Origin of the sequence: Cryptobacterium curtum DSM 15641 (assembly GCF_000023845.1) — a bacterium.
Classification (GTDB): Bacteria; Actinomycetota; Coriobacteriia; order Coriobacteriales; family Eggerthellaceae; genus Cryptobacterium; species Cryptobacterium curtum.
This window is the reverse complement of record NC_013170.1, coordinates 937,357-955,000: the sequence shown is the minus strand read 5'-3', so window position 1 is coordinate 955,000 and position 17,644 is coordinate 937,357. Positions and strand designations below refer to the sequence as shown.

The following is a 17,644-nucleotide window of genomic DNA, read 5'->3' as shown; positions in this document are numbered from 1 at the left end:
CGGCTAGTTCCTACCTGCTACCTGCGGCAGCGAGAGCACGCTTGAGCGAGTCAGTGACATAGTCAACGTCGTCGTCGGTCAGTAACGTATGCAAGGGGAGGGTGATTTCGCTTGCGTACATTTTGTATGCCTGGGGGTAGTTGTCGATAGAAAAGCCGAGCTTCTGGTAGCCCGTAAACAGGGGAACGGGCTTATAGTGCACGTTGGTAGCAACCCCGTCGGTGGCCATCTGCACAATAATCTCGTTACGCGTTTGTTCGTCAATTCCCTTTATGTGCACCATTATCAGGTGTCCTGACGAGCAATTGTCGCCGTGGTAATGAGGAATAGTTATCACGTCGAGATCAGCAAGGTTGCGTTCGTAATGTTCGATTAATTCACGGCGGCGCGCCAATAGTGACGGATACCGCTTGAACTGTGCGAGCCCCAGAGCAGCCAAAACATCGGTCATATTGCATTTCCAGCCAGGGAATTCAATGTCGTATTCCCACGCACCAATTTTATTTTTCGAAAGCGCATCTTTTGATTGTCCATGGAGCGATTGGAGCATAATGTCGTGATAAAACGCGTCATTGTCAAAGCCATGTGAGCGCCACGCCAAGCCGCCCCCTTCGGCTGTCGTGAAATTCTTGACCGCATGGAACGAAAAACTCGTAAAGTCGGCGATGCTACCAGCTGGTTTGCCGTGCTGTGTTGATCCGAGTGCATGAGCGGAATCCGCAAAGATAATGACACGATCGAAACAACGTTGAATATCAGTATTCGGAGTCCAACAGGCAGCATGTGCGCGAACGATTTCAAATAACCGATCGTAATTTACGAGGTGTCCGCCTAAGTCAACGGGAATAATCGCTTTGGTGTGTTCATTGATGAGAGCACCGAGGGCGTCGTAGTCCATTTCAAAAGAATCTGCTTGCGTATCGCAGAGAATCGGGGTAGCACCCAGGTGGATAATGGGGGAAATGCTTGCCGTGTAGGTGTAGGCACAAACGATTACTTCGTCGCCTGGTCCAATACCGAGTGCACGCAAGCCACATTCCAGGGCAGCCGTGGCAGAATTAAGGCAGGCGAATCCGTCGGCACCCGTGAAAACTTTTAACTCCTGCTCCAACTGTTTTGTGCGCGGACCCGTGGTAATCCAACCGCTTTTTAGGGCAGCAGTTACTTCATCAATCTCTGCCTGGCTAATATCAGGCGGGGAAAACAGAATTTCGCGTTTTTCCATGATATCCTTCCCGGTTTCGTGTCGAAGCGCCCGACACAGTCCTTCCCGGTCTTGCGCTGGGGTGTTCGACATCATTTCTTGTACGGTCTTGTGTCGTGGTTCATCACCCTTCCCGGTACAGTCTTGTGCCGTAGCATCATGCGGCAGCAGTTTCCTGTACGGTCTTGTGTTGAACCATCCAACGTATTCCGTATCCGAGCAATTCATTATAGAGGGGGTCTTTGCAGGGTCAATGAATCCCGCCACACTTCCATTGCTTCCCGCTGCTGAGTCATTGCGTTATCCTTACAGACATGTTTTCCCAGCAGGACGGCGGAAGGATGGCAGTGAAGGATTCATACGACTATCTGATTGTAGGTGCTGGCCTGACGGGTGCAGTATTTGCTCACGAAGCAATACAACGGGGGAAGAGCTGCCTGGTCATCGACCGGCGCAATCACATTGCCGGCAATGCTTTCACGCGAAGTGTTGAAGATATCAATGTGCACGTCTACGGCGCACATATCTTTCACACGTCTATCAGGCGTGTGTGGGACTATGTGAATCAGTTCGCAGAATTTAATAACTACGTCAATAGTCCGGTGGCCATCTGGCACGATGAACTGTATAACCTGCCATTCAATATGAATACGTTCAATCAGCTTTGGGGCGTAAAAACACCTGCCGAAGCGCAGGCTAAAATCGCTGAAGCAGTGGCAGCTGAAGGTATTGAAGAACCGCGCAATCTTGAAGAACAGGCGCTTTCGCTGGTTGGACGCGATGTGTATGAAAAGCTCATCAAAGGGTATACCGAAAAGCAATGGGGGCGTCCTTGTTGTAAATTGCCCGCGAGCATTATTAAACGCATCCCGTGTCGCATGCGATTTGATAATAATTACTTTAACGATCGGTGGCAGGGCATTCCCATTGGCGGTTACACCGCACTGGTTGAACGCATGCTTGCTGGTACCGATGTTCTACTTGAATGCTCATATCGCGACTTTATAGCTGAACATCCGCAGTGCGCGGCGCGTACTATTTATTGCGGGCCGATCGACGAGTTCTATGACTATTGCTTTGGTTACTTGGAATATCGAAGCCTGCGTTTTTCCTCTGAGGTGATTGATGAAGTAAATCATCAGGGTAATGCGGTGGTGAACTACACTGATCGTGCAGTGCCGTATACCCGCATTATTGAGCACAAGCATTTTGAGTATGGCACGCAGCCAAAAACGGTGGTGACACGTGAGTATCCGGCTGCATGGCAGCCAGGTGACGAGGCATATTATCCCATTAACGACGATCGTAACACACAGCTCTACGAGCAGTATGCCGACAAGGCGCGCACGGAAGGCGATATTGTTTTTGCTGGTCGCTTGGGTGGTTACAAGTACTACGACATGGACAAAGCAATCAATGCGGCACTTGATTTAGTCGATGCTGAACTGGGCGTGTAACGCTTCTCGGTTTGCTTACACATAATCATGCATGGTGTAAAAATGGCGCTGAACCCCTCAACGGCGTACATCTAAACGGCGTACATCTATTATCTATCTCGGTAGATAGTGCCTTGCTGTCTCGTGGTTTTCTACCCCCGCCTTGTGCAGTCGTTCAAATACAAAATTAAATATTATATCTTGAACGTTCAGATATTAGGTTGTATTATTTCAAATCGAACGTATCGGTATTGATTTCCGATAGTAGTTTTAAGAAACGAAACGATCGATAAGGAATAGCTCCATGGTGAACTTGAACGATTTCAAGATCCTGTGTGCTCTTGACGAGCTTAATAATCCATCGGTATCGCAGCGGGTAATCGCCCAACACACAGCGCTGTCACTTGGTACCGTTAATGCTACTCTGGCGCGTTGCCGCAAAAAGGAGTACGTCGACGCGAATTGTCTTACGGAAAAGGGAAGAGCAGCTCTTAAGCCGTATCAGGTAGATAATGCCATCATTATGGCTGCGGGTCTTTCATCGCGCTTTGCTCCTATTTCGTATGAAAAGCCCAAAGGCCTCTTGAAGGTAAAAGGCGACGTGCTCATCGAACGGCAGATTAAACAGCTGCATGAGGCTGGTATCAAGGACATCACTGTTGTGGTGGGCTATAAGATGGAGTACTTTTTTTATCTTGCCGACAAATACGGTGTGAAGTGTGTAGCCAACCCCGACTACGCGACGCGCAACAACAACTCGACGCTCTGGGTCGTGCGCAATCAGCTGCGGAACACGTATATTTGCTCATCGGATATCTACTATACCGAAAACCCCTTTAGCAAATACGCTTGGTGTGCGTACTATGCGTCCCAGCACGTTGATGGTCAAACTGATGAATGGTGTATGGAAACCACTTCTGGCAATCGCATTGCCAAAATTACTATCGGCGGCAGTGATGCCGATATCATGCTTGGTCATGCTTACTTCGATCAGGCGTTTTCCAAACACTTTGTTGAAATTCTTGAGCGGGAATATCAGTTGCCTGAAACAGCGGGCAAGCTGTGGGAGAGCATCTATTTTGACCATCTCAAAGAATTCGATATGCGCGTGCGACGCTATGACGCGGGCTGTATTTACGAATTTGATTCGCTCGATCAGCTGCGCATGTTTGACCCGCAGTTTATTGAAAATGTCGACTCGGCGGTTCTTGATAACATCACTTCAGTTTTGGGATGCAAGAAATCAGACATTCGCGATTTTTATCCACTGAAGCAGGGAATTACTAACTTATCGTGCCATTTTTCGGTCGGCAATGCCGAATACGTGTACCGTCATCCAGGCGTGGGAACGGATAAGATGCTCGATCGTCAAGCTGAACTCGCAGCGCTTCAAATGGCGCGTGATCTTGGTCTTGATGAAACGTTTCTCTATGAAGATGCGCAGGCCGGTTGGAAGATATCGCGATTTGTTCCCCATGCACGCAACCTGGATGTGCATGACGAAAGTCAGCTGGCTCGTGCAATGCATATGTGCCGTCGGCTGCATGATTCTGCTGGTACGCTGGCGCGTTCATTTGACTTTTACGAGGAAGGCAAGAAGTACGAACAGCTGCTTGCTTCACACGGTCCTATTGATGTGCCGGGCTACCACGACCTTGCCCAAAAGGCATCACGCCTCAAGCAATATGCCGATGCCGATGGGTTTCCTCATTGCGTGAATCACAACGATTTCTTCCACTTGAATTTTATTCTCGATGACGACGACCGCCTATTTCTTATCGACTGGGAATATGCCGGTATGGCGGACTGCGCAAACGATTTTGGCACCTTTGTTGTTTGTAGTGAACTGTCTGATGACCAGGCAGAACGTGCGCTTGAATACTATTTTGACCGCCCACCGACCTTTGAGGAACGTCGCCATTTTTGGGCGTATGTGGTTCTGGCGGGCTGGTGCTGGTATGTCTGGGCGCTTGCGCGCCAGGCCGAAGGCGATCATGTCGATGAATGGCTATTCGTGTACTGGCGCTATGCGGATAGCTACATGAATCGCGTGCTCGGTTGGTATGAAGACGCCCAAAACTAATCTAAGCAATAGAGGTAGTAGGCCATTCACTTGCGTGTTATTTACGCAGCGTAATGCGAAGAACTCAAAAGAAACCATTGCGTGGTATGTACACGCTGCGGTAAGAGGAAACCGAAGGGAACCATCATGAAATACGGACTCGGAAGCGGCATTCTGTGGGGTCTTGATACGCTTATTTTGGGAATAGCGGTTTCAATGGCGCCACTTGCGGAACTTTCAGAAGCGCCGATTGCCAGCGCGTTTTTGCATGATGCGTGCTGTGCCATTATGTTGCTGCTGTATATGGGTTTGCGGGGACGCCTGGGCGATACCGTTGCGGCGTTGAAGACGCGCAGCGGACGTGTTGTTATGGTTGCCGCGCTGCTTGGTGGACCCTTAGGTATGACGGGTTATCTGATCGCCATTGCCAATATTGGTTCGGGTTATACGGCTATCATATCGGCATTTTACCCTGCTGTTGGTACAGTATTGGCAGTGCTTGCTTTGCACGAACGTATGCGGGTGCGTCAGGTAATTGCGCTGATGGCTGCCCTTGGTGGTGTGATGACGATGGGTTGGATGAGCGCTGGTGCAGAAGCTACGGCGGGAGATCCTCTTCTTGGTGTTACCGGCGCGCTCGTTTGTGTGTTTGGCTGGGGGTCTGAAGCGGTTATTTTAGCGTGGGGTATGCGTGACGATGCCGTCGATAACGAAACAGCCCTCCAGATCCGTGAAACCACATCGGCGCTGGTGTATGGACTGGTGGTTGCACCCGTAGCCGGTGCGCTTAATTTGGCAGGGGACGTTGTGACAACGCCGGCCATGGGTGTTATTGCACTTGCTGCCCTTGCTGGTACGGTATCGTATCTGTTCTACTATCAGGCAATCAATCGTATTGGCGCCGCGCGCGGCATGGCACTTAATATTTCTTATTCAGCCTGGGCCGTCATTTTTGGGGTAATCATCTTGGGAAACATTCCTCAGCTGCTCGACATTGTGTGCTGTGTGCTAATTCTGGGCGGTACGGTGCTTTCGGCAACCGCAGAATGGGTCGATTTGAATATGTTTAAGCGTGAAGATCCAGCTGTAGACCCTGCTTCGGGCAAGAGCGCGTCGATAACTGAAGGTGTTTCGGGCAAGAGCGCGTCAGCACCAAGAGACACTGCTTCAGAAAAAAATACATCAGCTGCGATGGATTCCACTTCAGGCAAAGACATGCTCGCAAAATAGATGCTAGGCAAGTAGATGTCCAAGCAAGTAGATTGCCCCCAACCGCACAAATTAGTCGGTTGGGGGCATCTTTAAACACATCTCATATTGTCAGATTTTGTAAGAGTACGGTCTATCATGCAGAAGCATAATTTCGAATTAGCTTTGCCAAGCTCCTGATGAATCAAAGAGATATTCGATGGCGTCGATCGTATATGATCCAGTGACCATGCCACCCCAGTTCACAAAGTAATACCAGATACCGTCTATCTTTTGCCAGCCGGTCTGCATGGCGCCGAATGTGCCATCATGGTTGGGGTTTAAGTAGTACCACGAACCATCTATTTTCTGCCAACCCGACAGAAGAATACCTTCTGAATCGAAGTAGTACCAGGTATTATCGATTTCTTGCCAGTCGGTGCGCATGCCACCCCACCAGGCAAAGTAATGCCATGAGCCATCTAATTGCAACCAGCCCGTTTCCATGCCACCAGATAAATCGAAGTGATACCACGTGCCATCTACCTGCTGCCACCCGACATTCGCGCCACCCCAGCTTGCAAAGTGATACCAGATACCGTCTATCTTTTGCCAGCCGGTCTGCATGGCGCCAAACGTACCGTCATGATCAGGGTTCAAGTAGTACCACGAGCCATTCAGCTTTTGCCAACCGGAAGCAAGATAGCCCTCTGAATCGAAATAGTACCACGTGCCATTTACTTTTTCCCAGGCAGAGGCAGGATAGCTTCCGTCGGCTCGTTTCAGCCACCAACCGTGACTATCTTCAATCCACGTATATTTTGAGGGATAGGGCGTGCCGCCAAATTCAAAGTCGAGATCAACGTTGCCGATAATGCCGTCGACACGCTCGACATCAGAGCATTGCCATAGGTGATATGCCTTTTTGTAGGAAGACTGATAGTTGCGGTAGTGTGCAATCCAGCGATCCCACTGATCAAATACCGAATCGGTCAGATAGTTATTCCACCAGTTGACGTTCGCATATACACCAGGTGTATAGCCTGCATCTTCGATGATGTCGCAGTATGCCTGAGCCATGTCGGCAAGTAACTGGCGATTATCGGTTGATGCGAGGTCCGATTCTTCAAGGTCGAAGTACACAGGGTACGAAGGGCTGTGGCCAGCAAGGTCGCGCAGGGTTCGCTGTGCCTCGTCGCGCGCTTCATCAACGGTAGTGGCCGTGGAGTATAAATAGACACCGTAGGGAATGCCAAGGCGTTCACATTCACCGACGTTGCGTTTCCATTGGCGGTCGTTGATATTGGTGCTTTGACCGCAGCGTAAGATAACAAAATCGATACCGGCAGCCTTTACCTTTTCCCAGTTAATCGTGCCTTGATGGTGACTGACGTCAATGCCAATAGCTGTTGCTCCTTCAATCACTTCGCCCGTGGGGGAGACAGCCCCTTCACTCGTGAGGCTCCATTTTGAAAGTTGGGTGCCAGCTGGTCGATTCGATGGACGTGATTGGCTACTGGCGGATTTACTTTGCGTTTCGGTGGTGTCCAGTGATTTTTCGGTAGTACCGTCTGTGTACAGCCGTACCCCATCGCGATACCGCCAGCTGTTTTCTGCTGCTTTTGCTGTGTCAGCTGCTTGTGCAGATGATGTCTGTGTTGCATCAGCGGCGGTAGAGGAATCGCTCAGGGCTGCATCGATCTCATCTGTCTGTTGAGCACTTGTTGTTTGTGTAAATGAATCGCTGCGCTGTGCTTGTGTGGGAGATGAGGAGGTGGTGCTGGTTACCTGGGTGGAAGTAGAAGTATCCCTACTAGACGAATTTGTGGCAGTAGCCCATGCGAGATCCGGCATAGTTGACAGAGCAAGCATGCCAGCAAGAAGAAAAGCACCTGCTATACGGATGGGTGCATTCGTATGCCGTGTGGCATACGAAGAACTAGTGTAACTTCTATTCATACTATATCGGATCCTCTCAGAAGGCATGACGAAGCTGGTTCGTGGCATCATTGTACCTGCCGGTATTCGTTGTTTATAGGATGTGCGGGTAGGCATGGATAAGTTCCACGAATAGTCGTGTACATTTGTCGATGCTGTGGCAATCGTGGACGCCCTGTGTGTACATTTGCGCTTGGTGGCGTGAGTTTGGGATAATAAGCCGATTTATTTCGACGTTCTGTCGATCGTTGCGGGAGAATGCTGCCAATGGCATTTAAAAAAGGAAATCATGCTGCTCCAAAACATGCAGCTACTTCTCAGGATACTGACCGATCTGGCGGCTTTAAGCCGGCAGTTGATATTGATTCACTGTCTCAAACGGCCTCGGTGCAGCAAGCGGGTACAAAGGCTTATTCGCGGCATGCCAATGGAAAGTACCAGCGTCCGAAGCGTCGTCGGCGCCGTATTGTTCTGACTGTGCTTGGCTGTATCTTTGCTGTTCTGTTAGTTGGCGGTGGCGTTGTCTGGGCTTATTTGCATCATACCGTTGAAGTGGTGGATGCAAACCTCAAAGAGGGCCTGGACGAAAATCTGCAGGATTCTCTTGTCAAAACCGATTTAACTAACGAACCTTTCTACATGTTATTGCTGGGTACCGATGAATCACTACAGCGTCAGGAAAACCTTGAGACGGGTGGAACATATCGAACTGATTCCATTATTCTGGCCCGCATCGATGCGAAAGCTAAGCAGGTAACCATGGTTTCTGTTCCTCGTGATACCAAGATAGAGCTTGACGGTCATGGTGTTCAGAAAATTAATGCGGCCTATGCATTTGGTGGTTCGTCGTTAGCTGTTGACACCATTTCCAGTGTTGCAGGGGTTGGTATTTCGCATTTTGCGCTAGTGGATATGGATGGCCTCAAGGCGACGGTTGATGCACTTGGTGGTGTGGAAGTTGATGTGCCTATTGAGATTAACGATCCAGATGCAGGTGGACATCTTGATGCAGGTTTGCAGACGCTCGATGGTGATCAAGCATTGATTCTCTGTCGTGCTCGTCATGCGTATGACAGCTATGGTGACGGTGATGGCTATCGCGCTGCTGACCAGCGTTTGGTTTTGCAGGCAATTGCGAAGAAAATGCTGGCGAGTGACCCTATCACACTCACAAATACCATTACGCTGCTTTCAGAATATGTTCATACTGATTTGTCGGTCAATGACATTATTGGCCTGGCACAGGCAATGCGTGGCATGGATCCCAGCACGTCACTTTGGAGTGCAACGTTGCCAACAGAAGCGGTGTACGAGGATAAAGTCTGGTACAACATCATTCTTGAAAAGCCTTGGAAGGCCATGATGGATCGCGTAAATGCGGGCTTATCTCCGACAGAAGAAACGGTTATTGATGAAGCAACCGGTATTGCAATGTCTTCAGCCGGTGATGATGCCCCTTCAACTGAGGTTGACTCGGGTGGATCAACGGTGGTGGACTCGTCAAGTTCTTCTGGTAACACGTTGAGTTCTTCATCTCCATCATCGAGCTCTACGTCTTCTGGCAACACATCTTCTACGCGGCACTCTTCAAACCGATAGTTTGAGGAACTTGCTTTCGTTATAGTAGTCTTCAAGCAAGTACATAAGTAATTCTCAAGTGCACTTCTCTGCGGTATTGATTCAATCGACAGTTAGATCGAAAAGGTGCTTAAACCGCTAGTGTACCAATCTTATTCTCAGGCGTATTTTTATGGATAGTTTGTTATCGCATTGAGCGCTAAAGAGATATCTAATAGCAAAATTATCGGGTTATTTTCTGGGATTAAAGTACTATATTTCATTATATATGCAGATAAAACAATATATCGTTAATATAGATAACAAACTGGCTATATAACGTATACCATTCAGCCTTTCAAGGAACATCTGAGAACGCTAGTATGCAACGCATGCAAAATAGCAGATGGCTCAAAAGGCAGTAACTGCAGAATGGCGAGATGGCCACAAGCAGGAACTGCAAAACGCTTGGCGGGCAGTGTCTGCAAAACGGATAAGGCGCATTGAGGCAAGAATACTTAACTCGGTCTTGATGAGTTCTATCGTAGGCAAAGAGAGCAACTGACAAAGCATCATGTTCGCTGTTTTACACTGTCGCCGAGATGACCTCGGTGCGAGAGACTGGAGGAATTGATCGATCATGATACGGATCGAGCATCTGTTTAAGACATACCATGCCGGCGAGACCGATCGGGAGCATGTTGCCCTTACCGACATCAATCTTTCTATTGATGACGGTGAAATATTTGGCATCATTGGTGAATCAGGTGCGGGAAAGAGCACACTCGTGCGCTGTATTAACTTGCTTGAGCGCCCGAGTAAGGGTCGAATTTTCATCGATGGGCGTGATGTGACTGATTGCACCGGCCGTGAACTTGCGCACCTGCGTCAGGGAATTGGCATGATTTTTCAGAACTTTAGCCTGTTTGCACAGCGGTCGGTATTACGCAACGTGACCTTCCCCTTGGAATTACAGCATGTTGAACAACCCCAGGCGCGTGAGAGGGCCTACGAACTGCTGCGTTTAGTAGGGCTTGAAGGCAAGGCGAATGATTATCCCTCTCAGCTATCAGGTGGGCAGCAGCAGCGCGTTGCGATTGCCCGTGCGCTTGCCTGTAAGCCAAGTATTATCCTCTGTGATGAAGCAACCAGCGCACTTGATACGATGACAACAAAGTCCATCCTGGGTTTACTTGCCGATATTAACCGCGAACTTGGGGTGACACTGGTGCTGATTACCCATTCGATGAATGTGGCGCAAGCTATTTGTCATCGCGTAGCGGTTATCGATGGGGGACAAATTGTCGAAGAGGGTGTAACGGCGGAGGTATTTGCTCATCCACAAAGTTCCATGGCGCGCGCTCTGTTGGGATTAGACGATGTGGGTGAAACAGCGCCTGCGAAAAATGAATCAGCTAACACAGCAACTTCTTCGCCTCAGAGTACGGAGGTGAGCGCATAATGGAAGTACTCACTTCGTTTTTCGGTCAGTATGGGCAACTATTGCTGGTTGGAACGCGTGACACCGTTGTTATGACACTCGTCTCAACGCTGTTTGCTTATCTGTTAGGTATTCCGCTTGGCGTACTGGTAACACTGACGGCGCCAGATGGGTTGCGACCCCATCCCGCTCTTTCGCGCGTGTTGGGTTGGCTAGTCAATATCGGTCGCTCGGTACCGTTCATTATCTTGCTTGTTGCCCTTATTCCCTTTACGCGCTTTATTGTGGGCACGAGTCTTGGAGTTCCTGGTGCCATTGTGCCGCTGGTTATTTCTGCCGCACCCTTTGTTGCGCGTATGGTTGAACAAAGCTTGCGTGAAGTTGATAGCGGTTTGGTGGAGGCAGCACAAAGTTTTGGTGCTTCGACGTGGCAGATTGTCTGGAAGGTATATCTGCATGAAGCTGTGCCGTCGCTCATACGTGGGGCTTCAATCACGCTTATTACGCTGCTTGGTTATTCAGCGATGGCCGGCACAGTAGGGGCCGGTGGTTTAGGTGATATTGCTATTCGCTATGGGTACCAGCGCTACCAAAACGACGTGATGATAGCCACGATTATTATTCTTATCGTGCTTGTTCAGATCGTGCAGAGTGCCGGTGATATGACTGCGCGGCGAATGGATAAGCGCAATCGGTAACGCAACAAATATCAATAGACGCAACCGATCGCGCGAAAACATTATTACGAGCAATCAATCGTACAGAAAACATCATTAACTGCTGCGTGAGAACGCAGGAGAGAAAGAAAGGAAACGAACATGACATTCAAAAAGACACACCGAAACACCCTTGCACTGAAGGCAGCACTTGTTGCCGCTGTGGCTGTTGTGGCTTTTGCCTTGGCCGGCTGCGGGACCGCAGGTACCTCGTCGACGAATGACACAGTCATTAAAGTGGGCGCAAGTCCGACACCGCATGCTGAAATACTCAAAGCTGTTAAAGATGAACTGGCAGCCAAAGGCTATACCTTAGAGGTTGTCGAATATCAGGACTATATTCAGCCGAATGTCGCGCTCAATGATGGCGACTTGGACGCAAACTATTTCCAGCATGCACCCTATTTGGACAACTACAACGAGCAGAATAAAACCGATCTTGTGAGCATCGGTGCTATTCACTTTGAGCCGATGAGCCTCTATGCAGGCAAGAGCTCCGATCTTTCTGCTATTGCTGATGGTGCAAAAATCGCCGTTCCCAGCGATGCTACCAACGAAGCGCGTGCTCTGCTGCTTTTGCAGGATCAAGGTATCTTGAAGCTTAAGGATGGCGCAGGGCTTGAAGCTACGACAAACGACATCGTCGAGAATCCCTACCATGTTCAGTTTATTGAGGTTGAAGCTGCCTCAGTAGCTCGCCAGCTACAGGACGCCGACTTTGCCATCGTGAATGGTAATTTTGCTCAAGCAGCCGGTCTTGATTCTTCCAAGGTCTTGGTCAGTGAATCTGCCCAGTCTGAAGCAGCAAAAACATACGCCAATGTTGTTGCTGTGCGTGCAGCGGACAAAGATTCCGCTAAGAGCAAGGCACTGTACGAGGCTCTGACCAGCGATACGGCTCGGCAGTTTATTGAATCAACGTACAACGGTGCTGTCGTGCCGGTCTTCTAGAGTTCAGTTACAGTCAATTAGATTGTCGTAAAGTTTCTAACTGCAGGACACAGCTTCATCTAACCGTCTTCGAGGGTTCAGGTGAGACCACATAACATCCTTCAACGGTGGGAACACAGTTTCATCTGCGCAATTTCGAGAGTTCAGGTGAGATCGCACGAAAGCCATGACGCTGGCACATAGCAGCTTTCGAGATCTTTGAGGATTCAACTAGATTGCAGTAAACCGGGTCTTTGCGGATAAAGTAGGACCCGGTTTAACTTTCTTTCTCGGTGTTTTAGTGCGCGATGGTCGTGTCGTATTATGTCCGCGCTACACTATGCGCGTTGAATCCAAGGGAAAGGGGCCGTGTGGCATGACTCCCGATCAAGAATATGTGATGCGCACGATTGAGTCGCGCGATGTCCACTTTGTGCGTTTCTGGTTTACCGACGTGATGGGTAACCTAAAGTCCTTTGCGGTGAGCCCTGGTGAATTGGCTGATGCCTTTAGCTACGGTATGGGTTTCGATGGAAGCTGTATAGCTGGATTCACGGGCGCCGCTGAAAGCGACATGCTGGCGTTTCCCGATGCGGGCACCTTTCAAATTCTTCCTTGGCGCCCCGATTCAAATGCCGTGGCACGCATGTTTTGCAGTATTCGCACTCCCGAAGGCGACGTGTTTGAAGGGGATTCGCGCGCGATTCTTGCGCGGGTGGTTGAGCAGGTGCGCCAGCGGGGCTTTTTAGTGAATATTGGCCCAGAACTTGAGTACTTTTATTTTTGCGATAGTACCGCGCCGGTTGTTCTTGATCGTGGGGGATACTTCGATTTAACGCAGCTTGATTCAGGGTCGGACTTACGCCGTGATACCGTGCTAACACTCGAGCGCATGGGCATTCCCGTGGAATATAGCCATCACGAAAGCGGTCAGAGCCAACACGAGGTTGACCTACGCTATTCCGATGCATGCAGCATGGCTGATGCTGTTATGACGTACAAGATGGTCGTAAAAGAAGTCGCTGCCAAGCACGGCGTATACGCAAGTTTCATGCCGAAACCGCTTTCCGATCAGCCAGGAAGCGGCATGCATTTACACGTTAGTCTTTTCACCCCCGACGACCATAATGCGTTCTGGGATGAACAGGCGGAAGCGGACTATCACCTGTCTCATCTGGCAAAGTGTTTTATTGCTGGCCTTTTGCATTACGCTCCTGAATATTCACTTGTTACCAACCAGTACGTTAACTCGTACAAGCGGCTAACCGGTGGGGCAGACTCACCGTCATATATTAGCTGGGGGCGGTCGAATCGCAGCACGCTCATTCGCATACCGGGCTATAAGCCACATAAGGAAAATGCGTGTCGCATTGAACTGCGCAATCCCGATCCTGCCTGCAACCCGTATCTTGCTATCGCGGCGGTGCTTGCTGCGGGGCTCGCCGGCATTGATGAAGAGCTTGAAGCGCCCGCACCGGTCGACGGGCATAATCTTGCGTTGCATACGTCTGCCCAGCTTGAGCAAGCAGGTATTGCCCAGATGCCCCGCACGCTTGCCGAAGCGGTCGATGCATTTGCTCAATCTCGCTTGATGCAGCGCGTGCTTGGTGAACATATTCATAGCTACCTTGTGCAAGCAAAACGTGCGGAATATCGCGCCTATCAGGCAACGGTTAGCCCGTGGGAGCTTGATCACTATCTCGAAGTCCTGTAACCGATACAGACAGGCAATCAATGATACCGAGTACAGTCACAAATAACGAAACTGACGAAGCCCGCAAGCAGGTTGCGTTTGTTGCCGATAGCTTAAAGAGTGCGTATAAGTTTCGGCAGGTGCTCTCGGCACTTCCTATCGATTTTGTCGCCCATTCAACAGCTCGGTTTGAGCGTGCCTTAGACCACGGTCAGCACTTCGATTTGGTGATTTTTGAGTTCAATCAAAACGTATCGATGTCGATGGCTGCCCTAGAAACAGCTTTGGTTGAGGCCGGTGGCATACCAACACTTATTATTGCGCCTGCCGATATATTGGAAGAAACACGTCTTCCAAGCCAGGTAAAAAGCGATTTTGTCGTTTCATCGGCAAGCGAAGGGGAGTGCAGCGTTCGTATTCGACGCTTGCTCTGGCCTCGTAATGATGCGCTTGAGACCGACACCATTACCGTTGGTTCACTGTGCATCAACCTTGCAACCTATCAGGTTACTATCGCGGGCACTCCGCTTGATCTGACCTACCTTGAATACGCGCTCCTCGCGTTTCTTGCAGCACACCCTGGTCGTACGTTTAGTCGTGATGCCTTGTTGCAGCGTGTGTGGGGCTTTGACTACTACGGTGGAAGCCGCACGGTTGACGTACATGTCCGTCGCGTACGGAGCAAACTGGGACCAGATTTAGCGCATCACTTAGAAACCGTACGTGGTGTTGGCTATCTGTGGCAAATCTAGTCCAGCATAGTCTCGGTTATAATTCGAAGAGAAATCACGACAACAGGGCAGGGGAATGAATATGCCAAAAACAATTGCCGTCATTGACGGGAACTCTCTGATGCATCGCGCCTATCATGCGGTGCCTCCCACTATGAATGCTCCCGACGGCACGCCGACCAATGCGGTGTTTGGCTTTCTTTCAATGTTTCTGAAATTTATTGATATCGCTCATCCCGATGCGGTGGTATGTGCGTTTGACGTGGGTAAACCACAGCATCGTATTGCTGCTCTTGAGCAGTACAAGGCTCAGCGTCCACCCATGGATGACGATCTGCGTGTGCAGTTTCCCGTTGTTGAGCAGGTGCTTGCCGCAATGGGCATTCCTGCTGTTAAAGTTCCTGGTTGGGAGGGTGACGATATCTTAGGTACCATTGCGGCGCGTGGCGATGCAGCTGGCTATGACACGCTGCTGGTAACGGGCGATAAGGATGCCTGCCAATTGGCCAGCGACCACACGCGGATTGTCAACACCAAACGCGGCATTTCCGATGTGGTCATATTCGATCCGGCGGGTGTAGAAGAAAAGTATGGTGTTTCTCCTGAACAGATTCCTGACTTTTTAGGGTTGATGGGTGACTCATCAGACAATATTCCAGGGGTGCCAGGTATTGGCCCGAAGACGGCTGCTAAGCTGTTGCAGCGCTTTGGGAGTATTGAAGGCATCTATGAGCATCTCGACGAGCTGAAAGGCAAGCAGCAGGAGAGTATCCGCGATAATCGCGATGCGGCATTTCTTTCGCGTGATGTTGCCATTATTAAGTGCGATCTTGATTTTGAACTCGACCTCGAGAATCTCACTTTTCCGTCATTTAATGAAGAAGCCGTGACAGCTGCGTTTGAGAAGCTTGGCATGCGGGCTCATTTGGGTCGTGTGTTATCGCTCATTGGTGAAGAGGCTCCTGTTGGTCATGTGGTTGCTCTGAAGTGGCAAGACTATACACGTAATGATGAAGCGTACAATCTGATTGCACAGGTGCTTGACGACAGTGTGGAATGCACAGGTGCTGAGCGTATTGGTATGGCATTTACCATATCTGATCAGGAAAACTTATTTGAATCAGGTTTGAAGCTGGCAGTCGCCTGCGACACCGGTTGTGCGCTTATCGAAGGTGATCGCGCACGTGCTTTATTGGGGTTTGCCGTAGGTCGGTCATCTTCTCTGCGCATTGCAGTGCTTGATGCTAAGGAAGCACTTCAGTGTGTTTATCCGCCGGATACTGCTGAAGAGATACATATTGCCGAAGCCGATTTGTTCGCCATGAACTTCTTTGATGTCACCTTGGCTGCCTATGTGCTTGATTCGTCTGTGTCGCGCTATGACTTTTCGTATCTTGCCGAAACATATCTTGAAGGTGCATTGGCGCCCGTTGAGGATGATGATGACCGCTTAGTTATGCAGGCTGCATGCTTACGGGCACTTATCGACCCAATGTCACAGGCGCTGGTGGCCGACGGCACGAAAGGCGTCTACGATACGATTGATCTGCCGCTTGTCCCGGTGCTTGCCCATATGGAGCGCATTGGAGCGCTGCTTGATACTGATACCTTGCAGGCACTTGGTTCTCGTACGGCTCAGAATATTGCTGATATATCAGAGCGTATTTATGAGCTAGCGGGTGAAAAGTTCAATATCGATTCGCCTCAGCAGGTGAGCCATATTCTCTTTGATGTTATTGGTTTGCCGCCGCGTAAACGAACATCACGGGGATATTCAACGGATGCTAAAGTGCTTGAAGATCTTTCAAGCGAACATCAGCTACCGGGCCTTATCTTGGAATATCGCGAGCTGGCAAAGATTATGGGCACCTATATTGATGCGCTGCCAAAGCTGCGTGGAGCTGATGGACGTCTTCATACCTCGTTTAATGAAACCGTAACAACGACGGGGCGTTTAAGTTCAAGTAATCCCAACCTGCAAAATATTCCGGTGCGGACAGAATTTGGACGTCATATTCGGGAATGTTTTATTCCGCTATCACCTGAGCATCTTTTTGTGTCGGCCGATTATTCGCAGATTGAATTGCGCCTGCTCGCGCATCTATCCGGCGATGCTCATTTAATTGACGCCTTCCGTTCAGGTGCCGACTTCCATTCGGCCACTGCTGCTCGTGTCTTTGGGGTACCTGTTGAAGAGGTGACTCCTGAACTGCGCAGCCGTGCGAAAGCAGTTAACTTCGGTATCGTTTATGGGCAGCAAGCATTTGGGTTGTCGCAGAGTTTGCGGATTCCCTTTGGTGAAGCGCAAGCGATGATCGACCGCTACTTTACGGCATATCCGGTTGTGCGGGCGTATCTTGATAACATTGTTGCGCAGGCACATGAGAAGGGCTACGCACTCACGATGTTTGGTCGTAAGCGCCATATCCCTGAATTGCGTGCTCATAATGCGCAGCAGCGAGCTTTTGGTGAACGCATCGCGATGAATCATCCAATGCAGGGAACAGCAGCCGATATCATCAAGAAGGCCATGGTCGAAGTCGATGCGCGCCTACGTCATGAATTCCCTAATGCGAAGATGATGATTCAGGTTCACGACGAACTTGACCTGTCAGTGCCAGCTGACCAGGTAGGAGAGGTATCTGCCCTCTTAAAAGAGGTAATGGAAAACGTTGTTGAATTGGATGTGCCGCTTATTGTTGATGTGCAGAGCGCCAAAAACTGGGCAGAAGCACACTAGAACAAAAA

General features: G+C 49.8%; 12 protein-coding genes. 10 read left to right on the top strand and 2 right to left on the bottom strand.

Features of this window, described 5'->3' with window-relative positions; genetic code table 11:
• Positions 1-10: 10 nt before the first annotated feature.
• Positions 11-1,225: a DegT/DnrJ/EryC1/StrS family aminotransferase gene (locus tag CCUR_RS04130; protein WP_012803223.1), complete on the bottom strand. Its 1,215-nt coding sequence runs from the start codon at positions 1,223-1,225 to the stop codon at positions 11-13.
• Positions 1,226-1,545: 320 nt separating this feature from the next.
• Here CCUR_RS04130 and glf point away from each other — a divergent pair, with 320 nt between their 5' ends.
• The 3 genes from glf (at position 1,546) to CCUR_RS04115 (ending at position 5,932) form a co-directional block, all read left to right on the top strand.
• Positions 1,546-2,661, top strand: a complete 1,116-nt coding sequence (gene glf, locus CCUR_RS04125) for a UDP-galactopyranose mutase (protein WP_012803222.1) — start codon at positions 1,546-1,548, stop codon at positions 2,659-2,661.
• A 283-nt stretch (positions 2,662-2,944) separates the two neighbouring features.
• Complete coding sequence (locus CCUR_RS04120) at positions 2,945-4,723, top strand: phosphotransferase (protein ID WP_012803221.1); 1,779 nt, start codon at positions 2,945-2,947, stop codon at positions 4,721-4,723.
• 126 nt (positions 4,724-4,849) lie between these two features.
• Entirely contained in the window at positions 4,850-5,932 is a 1,083-nt protein-coding gene (locus CCUR_RS04115; protein WP_012803220.1) for a DMT family transporter, read from the top strand.
• Positions 5,933-6,070: 138 nt separating this feature from the next.
• Here the strand turns inward: CCUR_RS04115 and CCUR_RS07250 are convergent, their stop codons facing one another.
• A complete protein-coding gene (locus CCUR_RS07250) occupies positions 6,071-7,849 on the bottom strand; it encodes a GH25 family lysozyme (protein ID WP_012803219.1) in 1,779 nt (592 codons plus the stop codon).
• A 246-nt stretch (positions 7,850-8,095) separates the two neighbouring features.
• Between CCUR_RS07250 and CCUR_RS04105 the strand changes: the two genes are divergently transcribed.
• The 7 genes from CCUR_RS04105 to polA all read left to right on the top strand — a co-directional run bounded on the left by CCUR_RS04105 (position 8,096) and on the right by polA (position 17,636).
• Positions 8,096-9,427, top strand: a complete 1,332-nt coding sequence (locus CCUR_RS04105; RefSeq protein WP_012803218.1) for an LCP family protein — start codon at positions 8,096-8,098, stop codon at positions 9,425-9,427.
• Positions 9,428-10,025: 598 nt separating this feature from the next.
• Positions 10,026-10,847, top strand: coding sequence for a methionine ABC transporter ATP-binding protein (locus CCUR_RS04100; protein ID WP_012803217.1), 822 nt, complete (start codon positions 10,026-10,028; stop codon positions 10,845-10,847).
• The gene (locus CCUR_RS04095) at positions 10,847-11,524 is read left to right on the top strand and encodes a methionine ABC transporter permease (protein WP_012803216.1); all 678 of its coding nucleotides are present in this window, start codon (positions 10,847-10,849) and stop codon (positions 11,522-11,524) included. The genes CCUR_RS04100 and CCUR_RS04095 overlap by 1 nt, the downstream gene beginning before the upstream one ends.
• A gap of 120 nt (positions 11,525-11,644) precedes the next feature.
• A complete protein-coding gene (locus CCUR_RS04090; RefSeq protein ID WP_012803215.1) occupies positions 11,645-12,493 on the top strand; it encodes a MetQ/NlpA family ABC transporter substrate-binding protein in 849 nt (282 codons plus the stop codon).
• 355 nt (positions 12,494-12,848) lie between these two features.
• Positions 12,849-14,186 carry a glutamine synthetase family protein gene (locus CCUR_RS04085; protein WP_012803214.1) on the top strand — a complete coding sequence of 446 codons (1,338 nt, stop codon included), beginning with the start codon at positions 12,849-12,851 and terminating at the stop codon, positions 14,184-14,186.
• 20 nt (positions 14,187-14,206) lie between these two features.
• Positions 14,207-14,917 carry a winged helix-turn-helix domain-containing protein gene (locus CCUR_RS07245; RefSeq protein WP_012803213.1) on the top strand — a complete coding sequence of 237 codons (711 nt, stop codon included), beginning with the start codon at positions 14,207-14,209 and terminating at the stop codon, positions 14,915-14,917.
• A 61-nt stretch (positions 14,918-14,978) separates the two neighbouring features.
• Positions 14,979-17,636, top strand: coding sequence for a DNA polymerase I (polA, locus tag CCUR_RS04075; RefSeq protein ID WP_012803212.1), 2,658 nt, complete (start codon positions 14,979-14,981; stop codon positions 17,634-17,636).
• The last annotated feature ends 8 nt before the right edge of the window (positions 17,637-17,644 follow it).

Bases quoted from the DNA above. Each gene is read 5' to 3' on its own strand.
- CCUR_RS04130 (WP_012803223.1), bottom strand. From the start codon at position 1,225: ATGGAAAAACGCGAAATTCTGTTTTCCCCGCCTGATATTAGCCAGGCA.
- CCUR_RS04095 (WP_012803216.1), top strand. From the start codon at position 10,847: ATGGAAGTACTCACTTCGTTTTTCGGTCAGTATGGGCAACTATTGCTG.
- CCUR_RS07250 (WP_012803219.1), bottom strand. From the start codon at position 7,849: ATGAATAGAAGTTACACTAGTTCTTCGTATGCCACACGGCATACGAAT.
- CCUR_RS04120 (WP_012803221.1), top strand. From the start codon at position 2,945: ATGGTGAACTTGAACGATTTCAAGATCCTGTGTGCTCTTGACGAGCTT.
- polA (WP_012803212.1), top strand. From the start codon at position 14,979: ATGCCAAAAACAATTGCCGTCATTGACGGGAACTCTCTGATGCATCGC.
- CCUR_RS04085 (WP_012803214.1), top strand. From the start codon at position 12,849: ATGACTCCCGATCAAGAATATGTGATGCGCACGATTGAGTCGCGCGAT.
- CCUR_RS04090 (WP_012803215.1), top strand. From the start codon at position 11,645: ATGACATTCAAAAAGACACACCGAAACACCCTTGCACTGAAGGCAGCA.
- CCUR_RS04105 (WP_012803218.1), top strand. From the start codon at position 8,096: ATGGCATTTAAAAAAGGAAATCATGCTGCTCCAAAACATGCAGCTACT.
- CCUR_RS07245 (WP_012803213.1), top strand. From the start codon at position 14,207: ATGATACCGAGTACAGTCACAAATAACGAAACTGACGAAGCCCGCAAG.
- CCUR_RS04100 (WP_012803217.1), top strand. From the start codon at position 10,026: ATGATACGGATCGAGCATCTGTTTAAGACATACCATGCCGGCGAGACC.
- CCUR_RS04115 (WP_012803220.1), top strand. From the start codon at position 4,850: ATGAAATACGGACTCGGAAGCGGCATTCTGTGGGGTCTTGATACGCTT.
- glf (WP_012803222.1), top strand. From the start codon at position 1,546: ATGGCAGTGAAGGATTCATACGACTATCTGATTGTAGGTGCTGGCCTG.